Annotated in this window: 20 protein-coding genes and 1 pseudogene; 7 read left to right on the plus strand and 14 right to left on the minus strand. The window is 61.6% G+C overall.

Annotated features, from left to right (window positions below):
* Positions 1 to 2 precede the first annotated feature (2 nt).
* The 11 genes from PSH66_RS15245 to arnC all read right to left on the minus strand — a co-directional run bounded on the left by PSH66_RS15245 (position 3) and on the right by arnC (position 11,853).
* Positions 3 to 1,106, minus strand: coding sequence for an enoyl-CoA hydratase/isomerase family protein (locus PSH66_RS15245; RefSeq protein WP_003173875.1), 1,104 nt, complete (start codon positions 1,104 to 1,106; stop codon positions 3 to 5).
* A gap of 140 nt (positions 1,107 to 1,246) precedes the next feature.
* The gene (locus PSH66_RS15250) at positions 1,247 to 1,957 is read right to left on the minus strand and encodes an HPP family protein (RefSeq protein ID WP_042944665.1); all 711 of its coding nucleotides are present in this window, start codon (positions 1,955 to 1,957) and stop codon (positions 1,247 to 1,249) included.
* Between the two features lie 164 nt (positions 1,958 to 2,121).
* Complete coding sequence (locus PSH66_RS15255; protein ID WP_181408603.1) at positions 2,122 to 2,277, minus strand: hypothetical protein; 156 nt, start codon at positions 2,275 to 2,277, stop codon at positions 2,122 to 2,124.
* 276 nt (positions 2,278 to 2,553) lie between these two features.
* A complete protein-coding gene (locus PSH66_RS15260) occupies positions 2,554 to 4,176 on the minus strand; it encodes a glycosyltransferase family 39 protein (RefSeq protein WP_305427106.1) in 1,623 nt (540 codons plus the stop codon).
* Between the two features lie 3 nt (positions 4,177 to 4,179).
* Positions 4,180 to 5,559 carry a UDP-glucose/GDP-mannose dehydrogenase family protein gene (locus tag PSH66_RS15265; RefSeq protein ID WP_305427107.1) on the minus strand — a complete coding sequence of 460 codons (1,380 nt, stop codon included), beginning with the start codon at positions 5,557 to 5,559 and terminating at the stop codon, positions 4,180 to 4,182.
* A complete protein-coding gene (gene arnF, locus PSH66_RS15270) occupies positions 5,556 to 5,957 on the minus strand; it encodes a 4-amino-4-deoxy-L-arabinose-phosphoundecaprenol flippase subunit ArnF (protein WP_305427108.1) in 402 nt (133 codons plus the stop codon). Before arnF ends, PSH66_RS15265 begins: the two co-directional genes overlap by 4 nt.
* Positions 5,954 to 6,301, minus strand: a complete 348-nt coding sequence (arnE, locus tag PSH66_RS15275; RefSeq protein WP_305427109.1) for a 4-amino-4-deoxy-L-arabinose-phosphoundecaprenol flippase subunit ArnE — start codon at positions 6,299 to 6,301, stop codon at positions 5,954 to 5,956. The genes arnF and arnE overlap by 4 nt, the downstream gene beginning before the upstream one ends.
* On the minus strand, positions 6,298 to 7,953 hold the full coding sequence (gene arnT, locus PSH66_RS15280; RefSeq protein ID WP_305427110.1) for a lipid IV(A) 4-amino-4-deoxy-L-arabinosyltransferase: 1,656 nt from the start codon (positions 7,951 to 7,953) through the stop codon (positions 6,298 to 6,300). Before arnT ends, arnE begins: the two co-directional genes overlap by 4 nt.
* Positions 7,950 to 8,834, minus strand: coding sequence for a 4-deoxy-4-formamido-L-arabinose-phosphoundecaprenol deformylase (arnD, locus tag PSH66_RS15285; protein ID WP_003173883.1), 885 nt, complete (start codon positions 8,832 to 8,834; stop codon positions 7,950 to 7,952). The genes arnT and arnD overlap by 4 nt, the downstream gene beginning before the upstream one ends.
* On the minus strand, positions 8,834 to 10,825 hold the full coding sequence (gene arnA, locus PSH66_RS15290; RefSeq protein WP_003173884.1) for a bifunctional UDP-4-amino-4-deoxy-L-arabinose formyltransferase/UDP-glucuronic acid oxidase ArnA: 1,992 nt from the start codon (positions 10,823 to 10,825) through the stop codon (positions 8,834 to 8,836). Before arnA ends, arnD begins: the two co-directional genes overlap by 1 nt.
* On the minus strand, positions 10,822 to 11,853 hold the full coding sequence (gene arnC / locus PSH66_RS15295; RefSeq protein WP_305427111.1) for an undecaprenyl-phosphate 4-deoxy-4-formamido-L-arabinose transferase: 1,032 nt from the start codon (positions 11,851 to 11,853) through the stop codon (positions 10,822 to 10,824). Before arnC ends, arnA begins: the two co-directional genes overlap by 4 nt.
* A gap of 398 nt (positions 11,854 to 12,251) precedes the next feature.
* On the opposite strand from arnC, the gene PSH66_RS15300 reads away from it, so the two are divergent.
* Complete coding sequence (locus PSH66_RS15300) at positions 12,252 to 13,064, plus strand: M949_RS01915 family surface polysaccharide biosynthesis protein (RefSeq protein WP_003173886.1); 813 nt, start codon at positions 12,252 to 12,254, stop codon at positions 13,062 to 13,064.
* A 107-nt stretch (positions 13,065 to 13,171) separates the two neighbouring features.
* Positions 13,172 to 14,086, plus strand: coding sequence for a tyrosine recombinase XerC (gene xerC, locus PSH66_RS15305; RefSeq protein WP_205489760.1), 915 nt, complete (start codon positions 13,172 to 13,174; stop codon positions 14,084 to 14,086).
* Between the two features lie 52 nt (positions 14,087 to 14,138).
* Here the strand turns inward: xerC and PSH66_RS15310 are convergent, their stop codons facing one another.
* Entirely contained in the window at positions 14,139 to 14,996 is an 858-nt protein-coding gene (locus PSH66_RS15310; RefSeq protein ID WP_305427112.1) for an SDR family oxidoreductase, read from the minus strand.
* 103 nt (positions 14,997 to 15,099) lie between these two features.
* Positions 15,100 to 16,308, minus strand: a complete 1,209-nt coding sequence (locus PSH66_RS15315) for a multidrug effflux MFS transporter (protein WP_305427113.1) — start codon at positions 16,306 to 16,308, stop codon at positions 15,100 to 15,102.
* Between the two features lie 784 nt (positions 16,309 to 17,092).
* Here PSH66_RS15315 and PSH66_RS30175 point away from each other — a divergent pair.
* The 5 genes and pseudogenes from PSH66_RS30175 to PSH66_RS15335 all read left to right on the plus strand — a co-directional run.
* Positions 17,093 to 17,173: pseudogene (locus tag PSH66_RS30175) on the plus strand (hypothetical protein); the annotation flags it as partial.
* Positions 17,174 to 17,374: 201 nt separating this feature from the next.
* Positions 17,375 to 18,079 carry a methyl-accepting chemotaxis protein gene (locus PSH66_RS30180; RefSeq protein WP_370694854.1) on the plus strand — a complete coding sequence of 235 codons (705 nt, stop codon included), beginning with the start codon at positions 17,375 to 17,377 and terminating at the stop codon, positions 18,077 to 18,079.
* Between the two features lie 148 nt (positions 18,080 to 18,227).
* Positions 18,228 to 19,148 carry a ribokinase gene (gene rbsK / locus PSH66_RS15325; RefSeq protein WP_305427116.1) on the plus strand — a complete coding sequence of 307 codons (921 nt, stop codon included), beginning with the start codon at positions 18,228 to 18,230 and terminating at the stop codon, positions 19,146 to 19,148.
* 27 nt (positions 19,149 to 19,175) lie between these two features.
* Positions 19,176 to 20,507 (plus strand): L-fucose:H+ symporter permease, encoded by a 1,332-nt coding sequence (gene fucP, locus PSH66_RS15330; protein ID WP_003173892.1) that lies wholly within the window; start codon positions 19,176 to 19,178, stop codon positions 20,505 to 20,507.
* Positions 20,504 to 21,550 (plus strand): aldose 1-epimerase family protein, encoded by a 1,047-nt coding sequence (locus PSH66_RS15335; RefSeq protein WP_305427117.1) that lies wholly within the window; start codon positions 20,504 to 20,506, stop codon positions 21,548 to 21,550. Before fucP ends, PSH66_RS15335 begins: the two co-directional genes overlap by 4 nt.
* On the opposite strand, the gene deoR is transcribed toward PSH66_RS15335, so the two are convergent.
* On the minus strand, positions 21,547 to 22,305 hold the full coding sequence (gene deoR, locus PSH66_RS15340) for a DNA-binding transcriptional repressor DeoR (protein ID WP_305427118.1): 759 nt from the start codon (positions 22,303 to 22,305) through the stop codon (positions 21,547 to 21,549). The genes PSH66_RS15335 and deoR overlap by 4 nt on opposite strands.
* Between the last annotated feature and the right edge of the window lie 117 nt (positions 22,306 to 22,422).

The raw sequence follows: 22,422 nt of genomic DNA on the forward strand, positions 1-22,422 counted from the left end.
ACTTATCTCGCAACCTGCTCGAAGTGTTGGAAGAAGCTTTCGACACGGGCAGCCGCCAGTTCATGAAGCGTTGGCGGGTTCCAGCGCGGACGCTTGTCTTTATCGATGATCAGCGCTCGGACACCCTCGATCAGGTCGCCGCGCTCGAACCATTGGCGGTCCAGGTGCAATTCCAGCGCGAAGCACTGCTCCAGTGGCAGGCGGCGACCGCGACGCAGCATTTGCAGGGTCACGGCCATGGCCAGGGGCGAGCGGGTTTGCATCAGGTGGGCGGTGGTCAGGGCCCATTCATGGCTGTCGGCAACGGTGACTTCCTGCAATTGCTCGACAATGCTCGGGATGTCCGGCAGCGCAAAGAAATGATCGATGGCCGGACGCAATGCCACCAGAGGCGCGTCGGGCAGTTGTTGCACGGCCAGTTTGGCCAGTACGCCTTGCAAGTCTTTGAGCGGGGAGTCGTGCCACTGCAGGCGATCGAGTTTCTGGTCCAGGTCCGCAAGCCTGGCGCTGTCCAGGAACCAGTCGGCCAGCCCGCAGTAGAGGGCATCGGCGGCGTGTATCTGGACCCCGGTGACGCCCAGGTAAATCCCCAGTTCGCCGGGTATGCGCGGCAGGAAGTAACTGCCGCCCACGTCCGGAAAATAGCCGATGGCAACCTCCGGCATCGCCAGGCGGCTGCGTTCGGTGACGATGCGCAGATCCGCGCCCTGGGCCAGGCCCATGCCGCCGCCCAGGACGAACCCGTCCATCAACGCCAGGACCGGCTTGCGGTAATGGTGGATGGCCAGGTCCAGGGCGTACTCCTCGACGAAGAAGTCTTCGTGCAGGGTGTCGCCGTTTTTGAAACTGTCGTAAAGCGAGCGAATGTCGCCACCGGCACAGAAGGCTCTGTCGCCGGCACCGCGCAACACCACTGCATACACCTGTGGATCGTCCGCCCAGGCCTGCAGTTGCGCGGTCAGGCGGCGGACCATTTCAAGGGTAATGGCGTTCAGGCCAGCGGGGCGGTTGAGGGTGAGGTGGCCGATATGGTTTCGCACGTCAGCCAGTACCTCATCCTGAGGGGCATCGGCGCGGCTTGCTTCGGATGGAACCTGAGCAGTCATCTCTAACTCCCTGCTTTTATTGTTCTTTATCAAGATGTTCGCGGGCGAACTCTCTCATGATCGTACCAGTGCAAATTTGCCCAGTACAACCCGGAATCATGCAGGTCGTTTTTGCATTTATGCAGCGCGCCGGCGCTGTCTCAAGGCACTCGGCTGGCCAGGACTTCACCGATGCTGCGTCGACGCGCATGGATTTGTGCGGTGTTGATCAACTGTTCCAGCTCATTGGGCGCCACGTCGTAGAACTGTTCCATCTCGGCCAGGGCCAGTTTCAGGTCCGCGGCGGTCACCTCCGGATCGCGCGCGGCATTCGGGGTATTCAGAATGACTGCCGGTGACGGCGCTGCGCCCTTGGGGTAGCGCGTGCGCGTGGCGTTGTTATAGGCCAGGGCGCACGTCAACAAAGCCCCGGCACCGAGCAATACGGCGCCCAACTCATGCCAGCCCAGGGCGGCGGAGGCCGGGTCGGCCAGGACCAGGGTCATGGCCAGGCCACCCGCCGGTGGGTGCAGGCAGCGTAGCCAGCACATCAGCACCACGGCCATGCCCGCCGCCAGGCAGGCACCGCCCAACGTACGGCCAAGCACGCGGGCGACCAGCAACGCCACCACGCCTGCGCACAGGTAGCTGCCGATGATCGACCAGGGTTGGGCCAGGGCACCGGATGACACCGCGAACAACAGCACCGCAGAGGCGCCGAGCGGGCCGAGCAGGTGCAGCGCCACCTCCATGCCAAACACCTGACCACACAGCCAGACACTGAACAGCGTCCCCAGGGCCATGCCGATGGCGGCGCGGCTCCATTCAGAGGGGCGGGTATTGATAGCAGCGGGAAACCAGCGAGCAAGCATCGAGGAAGAGTCCATAAACGACGGGCAAAAAAAAGACTCATCTGGTTGCCCGGAAAAGTCCTTGAAAGTTCCTGCATTTGGGGGAGGAACCAGCGCAGTGTGCCGTGCCGACGCTGATCAGCGCCAATGCATATTAGTGAAGGTTAAATACAAAAAAAGTGGATTCAAACGGGTTGAAGGATGTCGGGGCGAGTCCAGCGCTTGCCCAGCACGCGGTCATCGACCTCTGCACTTAACAAGCGCTTGCGCAGGTTCTCCCGCCGTTGGGGGTCGCTGGCCAGCGGCCCGTTCAAAGCCACCAGGGCGTCACGTAGCGCCATCAGTCGGTCCAGCTTAGGCGCGCACTGATGCAGGTCATCGTGGGCCAACGGGGCAGGGAGGCTGCCTGAAACATGATCCGGCACTGCATTGTCCTCTCATGAAGTAAACCGCGACGACCGACACGGCCCCTGGCGTCCTTGCTGTCATGCATGGCCAGTGGCGGTAAATGCTTACCGCATGTGGACGTCGAGTTTACAACTGCGTTTCGCGCGTATGAAAGGGAATAGACAGCAGCCTTTACGCTTGAATGCGTAGGAGTTTTCTGCGTGTGTGGATCATGGCTGCACGGTTGCGGGCAAGTGCAACAGCACATAAGGGTTTTTGTCGAATTCACCGCTCAGGGTCGGGGTAATGGAACGAAAGCGCGGATCTTGCAAGCCTTCGTAGTCCGCTTGGCTCATCACCAGCCAGGCGGGGCCCGGAAGCTGTTTGAGGTCGGTGGCTTGCTGGGTGAATAACGGCACCCGGTCGCAGTCCAGGTTAACCATGTATTTGATCGCCTTGGCGTCTTTACCCAGGCCATGCAGCACCAGCGGCGCGTGCTGCTGCATCACCTGTTCATGCACGCGCAGGGTGAATGTGCGGGTGTCGTAGACCTCGCGCTCCAACGGCTCGACCACCGCGATATAGGTCCCCCACACCGCCAGCACGGCGACGAAGGCCGGTACCACGGGGCGCGCGCGCGGCAGGAACAGCGCCAGCAGCGTCAATGCCTGCAGGGCGCCGAGCACGCCGAATACCCAGCCAAGGTCACTCAATGGCTCTGGGTAGCGCTTGCGTGCCAACAACAAACCGACGACCAGCAGCGCCGGCAACAAGGTCCAGATCGCCAGCATCAACCTGCGCAGCCAGGCAAACAGCCGCCCGTGGGTGGCCTGGAACGGATACGCTGCAATCATGGCCGCCATGGGCAACATGGGCAGCACATACCGCGCTTTCTTGGCCTGTGGAATCGACAGGCCGACCATCACCAGCAGCCCCGCGGCCGCGCAGTACCACACCAGTTGCAGCGCCGGGCCTGGCACGCGCCGCCCACTCACTACCATGGCCACCAGAACCAGCACCGCCAAGGGGTACGCCAGGGCGTAATTGCCCAGGGAGCTGGTGAAGTAATACAGCACGCCGCTGGAGCCTTCACTGCCATCCATGCGCCCCAGGAACTGCATGCGGATTACGTCCTGCATGAAGCTTTCACCGCCGCTGAGCTTGGCCATCAGCAACAGCAGGCCTACACAGGCCGCCAGCAGCGCCAGGGCCAATAGCCCGAAACTGAACAGTTGGCGCCACTGCCGGTTGATCAGGTAATAGCTGCACAACATGCCCGTGGGAATGACCAGACCAATCGGCCCGCGGATCGCAAACCCGAAGAGCACCAGCAGGCACAGCCAATGCAGGCGCTTGCCCTTGCCGAAGTGATCATGGGCATACCCCAGGTAAAACACTGCCAGGCTGATGGCGGCGAGCATCTGGTCCAGGGACACGGCACGGGTTTCGCTGATAAAGGTGCTGCTGAGCAGCAATATCGCGATGCTCAGCAGGCCCCAGCGCTGGGAGTAGGGCGCCGTGAGGCGATACACCAGCACCACGATCGTCGCCGATGCCACGGCGGTAGGCAGCCAGGCCGTGAGGCTGGTGACCTCGCCCAGCGGCACCGACAGCAGCCAGGTCATCAGCGTCGAGGTCGCCAGGTAATCAGCGTACGGCTGGCCATAGGTGGTCGGGAAAAAACCCGGCCCGTGACGCAGCATCTCTTGGGCAAACAACACGAAGCGAGCGTCGAAGCCAATGATTGCCTGGTGCCAGCTGCCCGCGATAAACAGCAACAGCGCCAACACCCCCAACCCAAGGGACTGGCGGCGCAGGGTGGCTGTGAGCGGTGACGGTTGCGTTTTGTTCACGTATCAGGCTTCCACGACCTTTGGCAGCCACTGCTGCTGGGGAATCGGCAACTGGCACGAATCGCCACGCCCAATCGGGTAGTACTGGAAGCCTTTGCGTGACAGGCGGTCACCGTCGTACAGGTTGCGACCATCGAAGATCACCGGGGTTTTGAGACGCTGGTGGATCAGGTCGAAGTCGGGAGCCTTGAACTGCTGCCACTCGGTGCAGACGATCAGCGCGTCGGCGCCGGTCAAGGTGGACTCAGGCGTACCCATCAGCATCAGGCGTTCTTCGTCGCCATAGATGCGCTGGGTTTCCTGCATGGCTTCGGGGTCGAAGGCACGCACATTGGCCCCGGCGGCCCACAGTGCTTCCATCAGCACACGGCTGGGCGCATCGCGCATGTCATCGGTGTTGGGCTTGAACGCCAGGCCCCACAGGGCGAAGGTCTTGCCGCGCAGGTTGCCCTTGAAGAAGGCATTGATGCGATCGAACAGCTTGCTCTTCTGACGCTGGTTGATGGCTTCCACGGCTTCGAGCAGGTCGCTGGAGCAGTTGGCCTGCTTGGCGCTGTGGATCAGGGCGCGCATGTCCTTGGGGAAGCACGAGCCGCCATAACCGCAACCGGGATAAATGAAGTGGTAGCCGATGCGCGAGTCGGCGCCGATCCCCAGGCGCACGGCTTCGATGTCGGCGCCCAGGTGCTCGGCCAGTTCGGCGATCTGGTTGATGAAGCTGATCTTGGTGGCCAGCATGCAGTTGGCGGCGTACTTGGTCAGCTCGGCGCTGCGCAGGTCCATGAAGATGATGCGGTCATGGTTGCGGTTGAACGGCGCGTACAGGTCGCGCATGACCTCGCGCACTTCTTCGCGCTCGCAACCGATGATGATGCGGTCCGGGCGGCGGCAGTCGGCCACCGCCGAGCCTTCCTTGAGGAATTCCGGGTTGGAGACGATATCGAAATCCAGATGCCGGCCAGCCACGCGCAGGGCTTTTTCGATATGCGCACGCAGGGTGTCGCCGGTGCCGACGGGCACGGTGGATTTTTCCACCAGGATCACCGGGTCGATCCGATGCCGGGCCACCGCATCGCCCACCGACAGCACGTACTTGAGGTCTGCCGAGCCGTCTTCATCCGAAGGCGTACCCACGGCAATGAACAACACTTCGCCGTGCTCGACCGCAAGTTTCTCATCAAAGGTGAAATGCAGCCGTCCGCTTTCCAGGTTCTCCTTGACCATGGCGGCCAGCCCTGGCTCGAAGATACTGACCTGGCCCTGCTGCAGCAACCTGACCTTGTTCTGATCCACGTCCATGCAGATGACATCGTGACCGACTTCGGCTAAGACGGTGGCCTGGACCAGACCGACGTAACCACTACCAAATACACTGATTTTCATGGGGCATTCCTGGGGCTTGCAACGCTAGCACGACGAGAGTTGATGATCAGCACACCCAGGATGACAAGCACCACCCCGAGGGTTTTCGACAGCGAAAAATGTTCGTTGAACACCGGCAGGCTGGCGGCCAGCAGGTACACCAGCGCATAGCTGATGCTCAGCAGTGAATAGGCACGGCCCAGGGGCAAGTGCTTGAGCGCGCCGAGCCAGCAGAGCATCGACAGCGCATATGCGAAGATTGCCAGGGCCACTACGCCCAGGGCGCCGAGGTCGATCCTGGCGGTCAGCCATTCGTTGGGCAGCGGCAGGCGCGTCATGCTCCAGCGCATGCCCAGTTGGGCTGCGCTCACCAGGGCGACACTGCCCAGGGCCAGGGCAAAGCCTTGCACCCGGCTCATAACTGACGCCCCAGCAGCACGACACCGCCGATCACCAGCGCCACGCCCAGCCAGTGCCGAGCGTCGATGGGCTCATGAAAGACAAACCTCGCCACCAAGGTGACCAATACGAAATTCAGGCTAAGCATCGGGTAGGCAATGCCCACCTCCAGGCGCTGTAACACCAGCAGCCACACCAGCAGGCCCAGGCCCAGGCAGATCAGCGCGATCCACAGCCACGGCGAACGCAGTTTCAGCGCCCAGCCCTCGGGCCGGTCGCGCCAGCTTTCCACGGCGAACTTCTGCGACACCTGGCCCATGCACGTCAGCAGGCACGCGGCGAGTAACAGCAGCAGGGTGATCATGGCGCGACCTGCGGGAAGATCAGGATCACGATGTTGCCCTGCTCATAACGCTTGCCGTCCGGCGGCAGCAGGTTCACTTCGGCGATTTCATCGTCACCCTTGACCCGCATCACCACGCCGACCGGGCCTTTTTTGCGTGCGTCGCTCATCCATTGCTGGACCTGGGTAAGGTCCACCTGGTGATGGCCGGCATCCGGGTAGGCGAGGCCGTATTTCACTTCGCCAATCGTGTTGTACAGCGTCACATCCGGGCGTTGCAGGCGCCATGACAGCGCCGACGCCGCGCCGAGGTCATTGCTGAGCAATGCAGTGGCCGGTTGCAGTTCCTGCAAGTGATCGATGATGAATTGATCCGGGGTCTTGTTGTAGACCACCGAGTGCGGCAATGCGGCCGGCAGCAGCGCAACCATCAGCCAACTGCCCAGCACCGGCGCGGCCCACAGATGCAAAGGTCGAGCGGCCTGCAGCAGGTTGACGATGATCCAGCCAAACAGAAAGACGAACACCAGCACCAGGCTGAGGGTTTCCTGGCCGGGCTCATACACCGGTTTTTTCAGTTGAAACCAGCTCAGCGCCAGCAACAGCACGACGCCGATCACCAGATTGAGCCAGCCATTGATGCGCAATACGCGGCCACGCCCGGCCGCCAATTTGCCCGCCAGCGTGTTGCCCATGAGCAAGGCCAGGGGCAGCAGGCACGGCATGATGTAGGACGGCAATTTGCCTTTGGCCAGGCTGAAGAACGCCAGCGGCATCAACAGCCACAGCAGTACAAAGCCAACGTTCGCGCTGCGCTTGTCCAGCCATGCCTGCTTGAGCGTGGACGGCAGCAGCGCCACCCACGGCAGGCAAAACGCGACCAGCAACGGCAGGTAGTACCAGAACGGCTCGGCATGCTGGGCGTCGTCACCGGCAAAGCGTTGGATATGCTCGTGCCAGAAGAAGAAGTGCCAATAATCCGGTTCTTGCAGGTGCACCGCCAGTGCCCATGGCAGGCTGACGACGATTGCTACCACCACGGCCACCACGCCATACAGCACAAGCTCACGAAAGCGCTTCTGCCAGATCGCATAGGGCAGGGCGATCAGCACCGGCAGTAACCACGCCAGGAAACCCTTGGTCATAAAGCCCATGGCACAGGCAAAACCGAGCAACGCCCAGGCGCCCAGGCGGCCATTGCGCGTGGTGCTGTCGAAGCAGAACCACAAGGCCACGCCCGTCAGGTTGACCCAGAAGGTGAACTGCGGGTCGAGGTTGGCATAGCCGCCCAACGCCGCGACGCTGACGAAACTCATGTACAGCAGGCTGCTGATCAGGGTTTTCTGCGGGTCGTTCCACAACCGGCGCGACACCAGGGCCACCAGCAGGATGCTCAAGCCGGTGCTCAAGGCCGAGGCGAAACGCACGCCAAACAGGTTCTGCCCGAAGATCGCCTGGCCCAGCGCGATCATCCAGTAACCGGCCGCCGGTTTTTCGAAATAGCGGATACCCATGAAGTGCGGCGAGGCCCACTTGCCGCTCAGCAGCATTTCCTGGCTGATTTGCGCGTAACGGGTTTCATCCGGAATCCACAGGCCGTGGGTGGCCAGCGGCAGCAGATAAAACACGCCGAATGCCAACAGGAGCAGGGGCAATGCCCAACGCCGGATCATGCCTGTTGTACGCCGAGCCAGCCTTCGCGGCCGCTCAAGGCGCCGCGTACCAGCTGTTGCCGAGGCAGGGTGGCGAGGTCCGCCGGCAACAAGTCGCCCAGCGGTTGGAAGTCGATGCCGCGCTGCCCTGCCTGGGCGAGCAACTGGCGAAAATCATGGGCCATCAGAATCCCTTCTACTTCTGCGTGGATCGTATAGACGTTGAGCTTCGACTCGGCAAAGCGGTCGAGGATGAAGCCATTGAAGTCTTTGGCGGCCACCACCGGCCCGACGACTTCGTCGAAGGTCGGCAGGTCCACCGGAATTTGTGGGGTGCCCGCGCTGCCATCGGCCAGGGTCGGTCGAAACAGGCTGGTGCCCCGGCAATCGCTGTTGTAGCGAAAATTGAACCCTTGCTTGGCTTGCACCACGCGCTCATCGGCACGCCATCCGGCGGCCGCTGAACAGTCGACGCGTTCACCGAGGATGTCGCTCAGGGTGTCGACGCCACGGCGGATCTGCTCGACCAGTTGCGCATCGCTCCAGCGCCCGGTGTTGGCCTGCCAGCCGTGGTGATCCCAGGCATGCAGGCCGACTTCGTGCCCGGCCGCCTTGGCCTGGCGCATCAAATGCCCCAGGTCGCGGCCGATCGGCTTGCCTGGCCAGGCGGTGCCGGCCAGCAGGATGTCCCAACCGTACAGACCGGCGGCGTTGGAGCGCAGCATTTTCCACAGGAACTGCGGGCGAATCAGGCGCCACAAGTGGCGCCCCATGTTGTCCGGCCCGACGCTGAAGAAAAACGTCGCCTTCACGCCCGCTTCATCCAGGGTGTCGAGCAGCCGGGGCACCCCTTCACGGGTGCCTCGGTAGGTGTCGACGTCGATGCGCAAGCCTGCCTTCATCAGCGTTTATCCGCGATTTCTAACATCGCTTCGCGCAAGAAGAAGTCCAGCGTGTTGCCGATGGTTTCGCTCATCTCCACGGTCGGCGCCCAGTTCAGCAGGCGCTTGGCGTTTTCGATGCTGGGCTTGCGGTGCGCCACGTCCTGGTAACCGGTGCCGTAGAACGCCTTGCTCTCCACGTCGCGGAAACCGGCGAACGGCGGGAAGTTGCCGCGCAGCGGGTGGGCTTCGAACTGACGCAGCAGCTCTTCGCCCAACTGGCGGATGCTGGCTTCGTTTTCCGGGTTGCCAATATTGATGATCTGGCCGTTGCAGGCATCGTTGTCGTTATCGATGATGCGCGCCAGCGCTTCGATGCCGTCGGCGATGTCGGTGAAGCAGCGTTTTTGCTCGCCACCGTCGAACAGGCGGATCGGTGTGCCTTCCACCAGGTTGAGGATCAACTGGGTGATCGCGCGGGAGCTGCCGATACGCGCGGAGTCCAGGCGGTCCAGGCGCGGGCCCATCCAGTTGAAGGGACGGAACAGGGTGAAGTTCAGGCCCTTGGCACCGTAGGCCCAGATCACGCGGTCCAGCAGTTGCTTGGAGACCGAATAGATCCAGCGTTGTTTGTTGACCGGGCCGACCACCAGGTTGGAGGTATCTTCGTCGAAGTACTGGTCCTGGCACATGCCATAGACTTCGGAAGTCGACGGGAAGATCACGCGCTTGTTGTACTTGACGCAGTAGCGCACCAGCTTGAGGTTTTCTTCGAAGTCCAGTTCGAACACACGCAGCGGGTTGCGGGTGTATTCGATCGGCGTGGCGATGGCCACCAGCGGCAGCACCACGTCGCACTTCTTGATGTGGTATTCGATCCACTCGGTGTGGATGCTGATGTCGCCTTCCACGTAATGGAAGTTGGGGTGGCTGCGCAGGCGCTCGATGGCGTCGGAGCCGATGTCCAGGCCGTAGACTTCGTAACGGTCGTCACGCAGCAGGCGCTCGGACAGGTGGTTGCCGATAAAACCGTTCACGCCCAGGATCAGCACGCGGGTACGGCGGGGCTTGCGCCCGGATTCGGCACCGCGCAACACGGAGCCGTCGACCAGGCCCAGCTCGTCAGCCAGCGACGGACCGGCCAGGTACAGGCCGTTGTCGTTGCGCTGGCCGAACTTGATCACCAGGGAGTCTTCACCGCAGGCGATGCGCAGCGGGTTGACGCTGACCACACGGCCCGGCGCCAGGCCTTCGTTGCCCTGTACGACCTCGGCTTGCCATACGATCAGCTTGTGCTCGCCCACGGCGCAGAAGGCGCCCGGGTAGGGTTGAGTCACGGCACGGACCAGGTTGAACAACGTGTGAGCCGGTTGTTTCCAGTCCAGCTTGCCGTCAGCCGCGGTGCGGCGGCCGAAGTAGGTCGCCTGGGTTTCGTCCTGGGCGGTTTCGGTCAGTTTGCCCTGGCTCAGCTGCGGCAACGCATCACGCAACAGGTTTGCGGCGGCTTCACGCAGCTTGGCGTGCAGCGTCAGGCCGGTGTCGCTGAGTTCGATGGCGACTTTCTGTTGGGCCAGGATCGCGCCGGCATCGGCACGCTTGACCATGCGGTGCAGGGTCACGCCGGTTTCGGTTTCGCCGTTGACCAGCACCCAGTTGGCCGGGGCACGACCACGGTATTTAGGCAGCAACGAGCCGTGCAGGTTGAACGCACCTTTGCGTGCGGTGGCCAACAGTGGCTCGCTCAGCAGATTGCGGTAGTAGAACGAGAAAATGAAGTCCGGGTTGAGCTTGGCGACGCGCTCGACCCACAGCGGGTGGTTGGCGTCTTCCGGGGCGTGCACCGGGATGCCATTGCGCGCGCACAGCTGGGCGACGGAGCCGTAGAAGTTGTTTTCTTTGGGGTCATCGGCATGGGTGAATACGGCAGCAATTTCGTAACCCGAACCGAGCAGGGCTTCAATGCCTGCACAACCAATATCGTGGTACGCGAATACAACAGCTTTTGAACTCATGACTGAACCTGATCGGAAGAAGTGGAGGAATGGGAGGAGGCCAGGCCGTCGACGACGACCACCGAAGCCGGTGCTGCGGGGGTGTTGCGCAGCACTTTTTCGATAAAGAAGCGTGGGCGGGCGCGCACATCGCTGTACATGCGCCCCAGGTATTCACCCAGCAGGCCCATGCCGATGAACTGGCCACCGGTGAACACGAACAGCACCGCAAACAGCACGAACATGCCGTCTCCAGCCCATTGGGCACCAAAGGCCAGGCGCAGCACGATCAGCGCAAACGCAAACACCACGCCCAAAGCCGCCAGGCTGAAGCCGACGATGGACAGCAGGCGCAGCGGCGTGGTGGTCATGCAGGTGAGCAGGTCGAACATCAGGCTGATCAGGCGCATGGCGCTGTATTTGGACTCGCCGTGTTCACGCTCGGCGTGGTGCACCAGGATCTCGGTGGTGTGGCGGGCAAAGCCGTTGGCCAGGATCGGGATGAAGGTGCTGCGTTCGCGACAGGCGAGCATGGCGTCGACGATGGTGCGCCGGTAAGCGCGCAGCATGCAGCCGTAGTCGCTCATGGCCACGCCGGTGGAGCGTTGCACGGCCAGGTTGATCAGGCGCGACGGCCAGCGGCGAAAGGCCGAGTCCTGGCGGTTGTTGCGCACGGTGGCAACCACGTCGTAACCCAGTGCGGCCTGTTCCACCAGGCGCGGGATTTCTTCCGGCGGGTTCTGCAGGTCGGCGTCCAGGGTAATCACCACTTCGCCACGGCACTGCTCGAAGCCGGCCATGATCGCCGCGTGCTGGCCGTAGTTACGGTTGAGGATCACCGCGACCACGTGGCTGCCGGCTTCTTCGGCGGCGTCTTCGAGCAATTGCGCAGAGTTGTCGCGGCTACCGTCATCCACCAGGATGATTTCGTATTCGTAAGCCAGTTGCTTGCAGGCGGCGGTGGTACGACGCAGCAGTTCAGGCAGGCTTTCTTGTTCGTTGTAGACCGGGATGACGATCGACACACAATGAATAGGGTAGGGTTTCAAAGATTCATAACCTCGGGGCTGAGACAACTTGAAGCGTGAAAACAGCGGCGAACATTGGGGCAAAACGCTAGGTGGCCGATTAAAGTCCCGGACAAAGTTGCAGTGCTTTCAATAGGTTAGTCGGCAAAACGCGGATTGCCATGAAGTACTGGGTTAAAGATTAAGCGCAAAAATGTTGTACCGATATGAAAGGCAGATGAAAAACTCGTTTATTTGACAGGCAGACAGCTAGGGTTCAGCTAATCAACCACGGCCGGCAGAGGGCGATCCGGGACGCTCTGCGGGGCGCCTGGTGCAACCCTGGCGGGAATGGGCGGCCGGCGAATTTATTCAACAATCTTCTCTGCAATGCTCCCCAAGTGCCGGTAAAGTAAGCGCTCTCTTGCCAGGGTATGGGGATGAACAGCGTGCAACTTTTGCGTGGCCAGTTGCGGCCAGTGTTGATGGGGTTGTTGATGAGCGTAGCGTGCGTCACCACAGTGCGCGCCGACGACGGCGTGGCGCTCACCAGCCTCGATCAGGTGCCCGAAGGCGTGGAAGTGCGTGGCAAGCAAATCGCGGCCTACACCTGGGATGACCGCCAGGGCAAGAACCTGCTGGTGCTCGCCGAGCAAGTCAGCGAGCGCGATGACGACGGCACCCAGTCGGCGTTTGTGTATGCGGCGCAGTACTTGATCGACGGTGCCCACCCCAAGCGTGTCTGGATGCTCTATGACGACGTACAGCATTGCGAATTCGACGCGTCGCTGCGCTTCGATCGGGGCGCAACCAAGGTCACCGACCTCACCGGCGACGGCATCACCCAGGCCACGGTGGGTTATTCGCGCACCTGCACCAGCGATGTGAGCCCCAACGAATTCAAGCTGATCATGCATGTGGGCAAGTCGCAGAAGTACCGCCTGCGCGGCGTCGACCGTTACGGCGCTGCCTGGTGGGACGAAGAGGCCGGCGCCTTGCGCGGCATGCCGTTGCCCAAGGATTGCAGCGTTGCCGCCCAACAGGCGCTGGTCAGCCAATACAAGGAGCAGGGCACCGAGTTGCCGTTGCCCGGCTGTTATGGCGATGAGAAGGATTTTGCCAAGGCCCCCGAGGCCTATCTCACCTTCATGCGCCAACACTGGTTCGCGCTGATGCAGAAGCAGGACACCGATTGGAGCCAGGCCCAGACCCAGCCGCAGGAACCCACCGAGGACGAAGAATCCGCCCCGTGATTTGGTAACAGGGCCGGTCCTGCGCTAGACTCGGCCCTCGCCAATCACTAAATACCTCGATTAAACAATGGTTTGTTCGAGGTATTTAATCCAAAGGCTGATCTACCGTGACTGAGTCTATCCGTAACCCGCTGACCCTTTATCTGACCCGCCTGGCTCCCTCCAGCCAACTGACCATGCGCTACGTGCTGCAGGACGCCGCCGACCGCCTGGGCTTCGAAGACATCAACCTGGAAGACATCGACTGGCATCTGCTGCAGCCTGAGCACGTCATCGCTCTGGTGGCCGCCTTGCGCGAGGACGGCTATGCGCCGAACACCTCGTCGCTGTATGTGAATGCCGTACGCGGGGTGATGAACGAAGCCTGGCGCATGAGCCTGATCAGCCAGGAGCACCTGCTCAAAATGCGCACGGTCAAGGCAGCCTCCGGCACGCGCCTGGGCCAGGGGCGCAACCTGCGGCGTACGCTGATTCGCGAAATGATGGAAGCCTGCGCCGCCGACCCGCGCCCCCAGGGCCTGCGCGATGCCGCGGTAATCGGCATCCTGTATGGCTCGGGCATGCGCAAGTCAGAGTCGGTGAACCTGGACCTGGCACAGATCGATTTCGAAGAACGCAGCCTGCGGGTGATCGGCAAGGGCAACAAGGAACTGGTCAAGTACGCACCCGACTGGGCGTTCGCCAAGTTGCAGGCGTGGTTGGCGTTTCGGCGGGAGCAGCTCAAGGAAGGCGAGCAGGACGATAGTTTTCTGTTCAACCGTATCCGCCGGGGCAGTCATATCACCCGCGAGCGCATCACCAAGCATGCGATTTACTACATTGCGCGCCAACGCGGTGAGCAGGTCGGTGTAAAGATCATGCCCCACGACTTCCGGCGCTCGTTCATCACGCGGGTAATCGAGGAGCATGACCTGTCGATTGCGCAGAAACTGGCGCACCACACCAATATCCAGACCACCGCCAGCTATGACGTGCGTGACGACAATGAACGGCGAAGGGCGGTGGATCGGTTTGATTTATAGGGGCGATTACGCTCGTTCCCACGCGGAGCGTGGGAACGAGCATAGGTCGCGCTTAGAGAATCGGTTTACCCCCCGTCACCGCATATCGCGAACCGGAGATATAGCTGCCTTCATCCGAGGCAAGCAGCACATAAATCGGCGCCACCTCCACCGGCTGGCCGGGACGGCCCAGCGGGGTTTGGCCGCCGAAGTTCTGCACCTCTTCGTCGGTCATGGTCGCAACGATCAATGGTGTCCAGATCGGGCCCGGTGCCACGCTGTTGACGCGAATGCCTTTGCTGCCGAGCATCTGCGCCAGGCCGCCGGTGAAGTTGGCGATCGCCCCCTTGGTGGTGGCGTAGGGCAACAGCGTCGGCTTGGGCATGTCCGAATTCACCGAGCTGGTGTTGATGATCGAACTGCCGGGCTGCATGTGCGGCAGGGCGGCCTTGCAGATGCGAAACATCGCGGTGATGTTGATATCGAAGGTCCTGACCCATTCCTCGTCCTCGATTTCCTCGAGGGTTTCATGGGTCATCTGGAACGCTGCGTTATTGACCAGCACATCGATACGGCCGAACTGTTCGACCGTCTTGTCCACCAACGCCTGGCAGGTGGCTTTCTCGGCGATGTCGCCGGGCAGCAGCAGGCACTGGCGGCCGGCTTCTTCCACCCAGCGGGCGGTTTCCTTGGCGTCGTCGTGCTCATCCAGGTAGGCGATGGCCACATCGGCGCCTTCACGGGCGAAGGCGATGGCCACCGCGCGGCCGATACCGCTGTCGGCGCCGGTGATCAGGGCGATCTTGTTGGCCAACCGACCGGAGCCTGTGTAGCTCTGTTCACCACAGTCCGGGTATGGGTCCATTTTCTTCTGGGTACCCGGTACCGGCTGGGCCTGGGGGGCGAATGGCGGGCGTGGATAATCAGTCATTTCAGTCTCCATAGGTTTCCAGAGGGGCTATGGAGTTAGTGATTTCCCGGCCGGTGATAGTTGTAATGAATCCCGGCCGGGCCCGACGAGTGGTTGCTTCGCCTCAGGCGGAGGGCGGCGCGCTCGCCAGATGCGCGGGCAAGCGGCGCAGCGTCCACAGCACCGTGAGCAGCGCCGCCACGGCACACAGCGCAATACCGATCAACATGGGCGCCGGCGTGTGGTCGGCAAAAATCCCCACCAGGGTCATGGACACCGCGCCGATGATCATCTGGATCGCGCCGAGCAGGGCTGAGGCCGAACCCGCCACCGCGCCGTGATCCTCCAGCGACAGCACGCCGGCCGCAGGCAGCAGCAAGCCGAGAAAACCGAAACCGATAAACAGCAAGGTCATCATCAGGGCCAGGTGGCTGCCCCACAGCGTGGTGATCGCCAGCAGTGCCATGACCGCGGCCACGGCCGTCACCGACCAGCGAATCAGCGGTGCCAGGCCAAAGCGCGCGCTCAGGCGGGCGGTCAGTTGGCTCATGGCAAAAAACGAGGCGGCATTCAGTGCAAAGCACAGGCTGAATTGCGTGGGTGTCAGGCCGAAGTGTTCGATGTACACAAAAGGCGCGCTGCCCAGATACACAAAGAAGGTCGCCAGGCCAAAACCACACACCACCGACAAACCGATAAACACCGGATCGCGCAGCAGTGCCCCGTAGCTGCTGAACGCACTGCCGAGGGTCTTGCCCAGGCGGCGCTCGGCCGGGTGGGTTTCCGGCAGTTGCACGATGGTCATCACCAGGCACAGCACGGCGACCACGGCGAGCACCGCAAACACTTCGCGCCAGCTCCACAGCGAAATCACCAGACTGCCCGCCAGGGGCGCGAGGATCGGCGAAACACTCATTACCAGCATCAGCAGCGCCATCAACCGCGCGGCTTCATGGCCGGTGTACAGGTCGCGCACAATCGCGCGGGGAATCACCATCCCGGCGCACGCGCCGAATGCCTGCAGGGCGCGAAAACCGATGAGCACGTCGATGGTCGGTGCCAGCGCGCAGCCGATGCTGCCCACGGCAAAGATCACCAGGCCCGCATAGATCGGCGGCTTGCGCCCGAACACATCGCTGATCGGCCCGTAGAACAGCTGGCACACGCCAATGGTCACGAAGAACACCGTGAGGCTCATCTGCACCGCCGCCGGCGAGGCGTGCAGGCTGGCGCCCAGGGTGGGCAGGGCGGGCAAGTAGATGTCGATGGCGAACGGGCCGACGGCAGTGATCAAGCCCAGGAGCAGGGCGAGGTGGGCAATACGGCGTGACATGAGCGGTTCCGGGCAGGGCAGAGGTCGGTCAGCTTAAGGTATTCGCGCAATTGCGCAAACTTAGGCTTCAATAACAGACAACCGTTGCCGATAACAGTAGAAGCGGTGTGCAAGCGGTTGGGCTTCCAGCCGGCAGTCCAAGTATGGGGAAACCAGCATGACGATCAAATTACGCTTGATGTTGTTGATTGCGACCGGGTTGCTCACGGCCTTGATCATGAGCCTGGCCGCCTACTTGGGGAACACGCACATGGGCAATGCGGTGCAGGACAACGAGGTTGGCATGACCGTGCTGCGTAACCACATGGAAGCCGACATGATGCACGATGCCCTGCGCGCCGATGTGCTGTCGGCCATGTTGGTGGGCCTGGGTAAGAGCACCAGCACCAAGGACGAGGTCAACAGCTCGTTGAAGGAGCATGCCGAGCATTTTCGCCAGGTGCTGGGGGATAATCTCAAGCTGCCCGTGGAAGAAACGATCAAGGTCAGCCTGGAAAAAATCAAACCCAGCCTGGACACCTACATCGGCGCCGGCGAACGCATCGTCGCATTGGCCCTGGACAACCCCGAGGCCGCTCGCGGGGAATTGAATACCTTCAATACCGCCTTCAGCCAACTGGAAGACCAGATGGCTGCCCTGAGCGAAATGATCGAAAGCCATACTCTGAAAACCAGCGCCAGCACGCACCACTCCCTGAACAACGCCAACCTCACCCTCGGCGCAGTATTGATTGCCAGCCTGTTGCTGCTGCTGGCCCAGGGCCGTTGGGTCATCCTGAGCATCATGGGCCCGCTGCAAACCGCCAGCCGTATTGCCGCGAGTATCGCACGGGGCAACTTGAGCGAGCCGATTGTCGAGCCGCGTCGCAACGATGAAGCCGGGCTGTTGATCCGCAGCCTCTCTACCATGCAGCGCGACCTGCGCGGCATGATCGAGGTGGTGCGCAGCAACGCCCAGGGCGTCAATAGCATGAGCGAGCGCTTGAGCCAGGGCTGCCATGAAGTGGCCGGCAGCAGCCAGCAACAAAGCGGCGCCGCCAGCACCATGGCGGCGGCCGCGAGTGAAATGACCGCCAGTATTGAAGAAATCACCCGCCACGCCGGGCGCGCCCTGGACATGGCCAACCAGGCGGAAGCCCTGGCCAAGGATGGCGGCCGTGTGATCCACCAGGTGGTCAAGGACATGGACGGCATCGCCCGTTCAGCGCAGCAGTCGGCCCAGGTCATCCGCACGCTGGATAAGGAGTCCGAGGCGATCTACAGCATTATCCAGGTGATCAAGGGCATCGCCGACCAGACCAACCTGCTCGCCTTGAACGCTGCGATTGAAGCCGCCCGCGCCGGTGAGCAAGGACGCGGGTTTGCCGTGGTGGCCGACGAGGTACGCAGCCTGGCGGGACGCACCAGCGCCTCGACCCAGGAAATTGCCAGCATGGTCGGGCGTATCCAGCAAAACACCCGCGAGGCGGTGACCAGCATGGAGGAGGGCGTCTCCCAGGTGGACAAAGGCATGGCCGTGACCGCTGAGGTGGAGAAGGCGATCCGCGACATTCTGCAGGCCACCCTGAATACCACCGAGTTGGTCAACGATATTTCGCGCACCATCGGTGAACAGAGCCTGGCCAGCAACGAAATCTCCCATCAGGTGGAAATGATCGCCGGCATGTCGGAAAACAACAGCCGCGTTATTGGTCAAACCGCTTCGACCACCGATGAGTTGGCCGGCCTGGCCAGCAAGTTGTCGCAGTCGGTGGACCGGTTCAGTCTGTAACGCAGACACCTTTTCGGCCGGCCCCCAGTGGGCCGGTTTTTTTTGCGTGCGCAAAAAAAAGATTGAATATTCACACCTAATGTTATTTAAATAACAAAACAAGAGCGACACGACCTGCCTGGCCGTGCCGCAACAAGGTGGAATAGCAATGAGCAAGATCGCAGTCATCGGCAGCAACATGGTGGATTTGATTACCTACATCGATCGCATGCCGGCCCAGGGCGAAACCCTCGAAGCGCCGGGTTTTGCCATGGGCTGCGGCGGCAAAGGGGCCAACCAGGCGGTGGCCGCCGCCAAGCTCGGGGCGGATGTGCTGATGGTGAGCAAGGTCGGCGACGACATGTTCGCCGACAACACCGTCGCCAACTTCCAGCGCTTTGGTATCGACACCCGTTACGTGCAACGCGTGCCGGGGGTTTCCAGCGGCGTGGCGCCGATTTTTGTCCGGGCCGACTCCCACAACAGCATTTTGATCGTCAAGGGCGCCAATGCGCATTTGTCGCCGGCGGACATTGAAGCGGCGGCCGCCGACCTGCGTGAGTGCACGCTGATCGTGCTGCAGTTGGAGATCAATCTGGAAACCGTCTACCACGCCATCGAATTCGCACACCGTCACGCTATCGCGGTGCTGCTCAACCCGGCGCCGGCCCTGGCCGGTTTGAGCCGTGAGCATCTGGCGCAACTGGACTTCCTGATCCCCAACGAATCGGAACTGGCGTTGATCAGCGGCCATGTCGTCGACTCGCCGGAATCGGCCCGAACCGCCGCCCGCAGCCTGGTGGCCAGCGGCATTCGCCATGTGATCGTCACCCTCGGCGAACAGGGTGCGCTGTACGTGGGGGAGGAGGGCGAGTTCCAGGTGCCGGGGATACGGGTCGAGGCCCGTGACACCACCGGTGCCGGTGATGCCTTTATCGGTTGTTTCATTCACCACTGGAACCGCGACCGCCATATTCGTCAGGCCATGGAACAGGCGGTGGCGTATTCCGCCTGCTCGGTCATGGGGCTAGGTACGCAGAGTTCCTACCCCGACAACGAAACGTTCAATCGCTTCCAGCAACAGCGCTAGCACCTCAACCCAGCCCGGAGAACAATAATGAACAAACCTGCGCTGCAACAGACACCCGATGGTTTCTACCTGAACCGCACGCCCTGGTTCGCCTTTATCCTGCTGTGCAGCATCTTTGCGCTGTGGGCCGCGGCGGCGAGCATGAACGACGTGCTGATCGCCCACTTCAAGAAAGCGTTTTTGCTGAGTGATTTCCAGACGGCCTTTGTGCAGTCGGCGTTTTACCTGGGCTACTTTTTCGTGGCGATTCCGGCCGCGATGGTGGTTCGGCGTTTCAGCTACAAAAGCACGATTCTGATCGGGCTGTTGCTGTACATGCTGGGTTGCCTGCTGTTCTTTCCCGCCGCATCCACGGCCAAGTACGGCATGTTCCTGCTGGCGCTGTTTGTGATCGCCGCCGGCCTGTCGTTCCTGGAAACCGCCTGCAACACCTACTCGACGCTGATGGGACCACGGGAAACCGGGACCCGGCGCTTGAACATCTCGCAGACCTTCCACCCATTCGGCGCCATGACCGGGGTCTACGTGGGCAGCTTCGTGATGTTCAAGGAAACCGACGCAACCACCGAACAACTGACGCAAATGAGCGCCACCGAGGCGGCCGTGCAGCAGTTGCAAATGATCCAATCCACGCTGTTGCCCTACAAGTGGATGATTGCCGTGCTGGTGCTGATGTTTATCCTCATCGCCATCACCCGTTTTCCCGCCTGCAAGGGCAACAAAACCGCCGGCAGCAAACCGGTCAGCGTGCGTCAAAGCCTGGGACGGCTGTGGCGTAACCCGCGTTTTACCTTTGGCGTCCTGGCGCAGTTTCTGTATGTGGGCGCGCAGGTGGGTGTGTGGAGTTTCACCATTCGCCTGGCCATGCAAATGGGGAATATGAACGAGCGCAGCGCGTCGTGGTTTTTGCTCACCACCTTTGCCGCCTACTTTGTCGGCAAGCTGATCGCCAACCTGTTGATGCGCCGCCTGCACCCCGCCAAGGTCCTGGCGATCTACGGCGTGCTGTGCATCGTGCTGCTGGCCTACACCATTCTGGTGCCGAACATCTCAGCGGTATATGCAGCGGTCGGCGTGAGTATTTTCCTCGGTCCTTGCTGGCCGACCATTTACGGCCTGACCATCGATGGCCTGGGTGAAGACACCGGCGTCGGCGGTTCATTGCTGGTGATGAGCATCGTCGGCGGCGGGGTGATCCCGATCTTCCAGGGCCTGTTGTCCGACGCCAGCGGCGGCAACATGCAACTGGCCTACAGCGTGCCGTTGCTGTGCTTCATTGTGATCGTAATGTATGCGCTCAAGTGCATGCGCCAACCCGGCACCTTGCCGGTGGGTGCGACCGGAGCGGTGGCCTCATGAGTACACGTATCCCGTTGTACCCGGCGGTGTTTGGCGAGCGGGAGAAAATCCTCCTGCAATCGCCGGCCTTCAAGGTCAGCGCCTGGACCTATCCGTCCGGCGTGTTGGCCGTGGGCCTGGAGAACAGTCGGGGTCGATTGGTGGTATTGCCTTATCAGGGGCAGATGATCTGGTCGGCCGTGTTCGACGGTTGCGACCTGACCATGAGCAATCTGTTCGAGCAACCCCGGCCCAGCCCGACGATTATCGACACCTACGGCTGCTTCATGTTTCACAGTGGCCTGCTGCGCAACGGCTGCCCGGCGCCGGAAGACAGCCATGCCTTGCACGGCGAAATGCCCTGCGCACCCATGGACACGGCCTGGTTGGAGGTGGGCGAGGGCGTCGTGCGCCTGGGCGGTGAGTATGAATATGCCAAGGGCTTCGGTGATCGCTACCGGGCGTGCCCCAGCGTGACACTGCGCGCCGATTCGGCGCTGTTCGATATCGATATGCAGGTGACGAACCTGGCCGGCAAGCCCATGGACCTGATGTACATGGCCCATATGAACTACGCGTATGTGGCGGACGCGCGGTTCATCGAGCCCTTGGGCATGCAGCGCCAGCGCCTGCGCACCAGCGTGCCGGACCATGTCAAGCCGACGCCGGCCTGGACTACCTATATGGCGCAACTGGCCGAGCATCCCAATCAACTGGACTGCCTCGAACAGCCGTCACTGTACGATCCCGAGATCGTGTTTTTCTTCGACGGCGTTGGCACAGATGCCACGGGCCACGCGCACTTTCTGCTGGACCATCCCAGCGGTGCGGCGTTCTACACCCGCTACCGTCCCGAGCAATTCGAGCATGCCGCACGCTGGATCCTGCACACGCCGGACCAGCAAGTGGCGGCGTTCGTGCTGCCGTCCACCTGCGAACCCGAGGGCTATAACGCGGAAAAAGCCAAAGGTCATGTGCGTCTGCTGCCGGCCGGAGCCTGCGCTTCGTTCAGTGTCACCACTGGCTATTTGAGCGCACGGGAACGCCAACGATTGCTGGGTTAAACCAGCAATTGCGCGCCATTGGCCTGAATGATGTCTTTATAAGCACGGGGGATTTTCTTGTCGCTGACCACGTATTGAAAATCTTCCAGGGTAGCGAAGTGAGCGGTGCGCACCGTGTCGAACTTGCTGAAGTCGGCGAGCAACACGCGTTGCTGAGCCTGGCGCAGGACCTTTTGCTTGACCTCGACTTCATTGAAGTTAAAGCACGTCACACCAAATTGCTGGCTGACGCCGGCGGCGGTCACGAAGGCCCAGGTCAGGCGCACGCTGTGGAGAATGCTGCTTTCGGCGCTGCTTTCAAACACCTGGTTCTTGCGATGAAAAGTGCCGCCGCACAACACAATGTGGCAATTGGGCTTGTTCTGCAGCTTGAGCAGTACGTTCAACGAGCTGCACACCGCAGTGAACTCCAAGGCATCAGGGATGAAATCAACCACAAAGGGCGAGGTGGTGCCGCAGTCGAAAAATACCGTGTCACCGGGCTGGATCAATTGCGCGGCGAGTTTGCCGATGCGGCGTTTTTCTTCCACATGGCGCGTGTCCTGTTCGGCCACCCGGTAATCGCCGACTTCATTGCCGACCCGAGTGATATAGCCGCCCAACAGCCGCAGGTGATCGCTGAAGTGGTTGAGATCGCGGCGCAGGGTCATTTCGGAAACGTCCAGCAGTGCGGCCATTTCCTTCAGGTGAATCGCGTTCTGGTCCTGCAGGGCTTGTTGAATAAGCTTCAATCGCTCGGCTTTTCTACTGTCCACGAGTCTTCCAGGGCTTGATTGTTGGTGTTAAATAAGTAACATTAATTGTTAGTATTGTAACGTATTGGCGTGAGCACTGTGACAAACGCCTCACATTCATTGGCAACATACAGGCAA

This window comes from Pseudomonas sp. FP597 (assembly GCF_030687435.1).
Lineage (GTDB): Bacteria > Pseudomonadota > Gammaproteobacteria > Pseudomonadales > Pseudomonadaceae > Aquipseudomonas > Aquipseudomonas lactucae.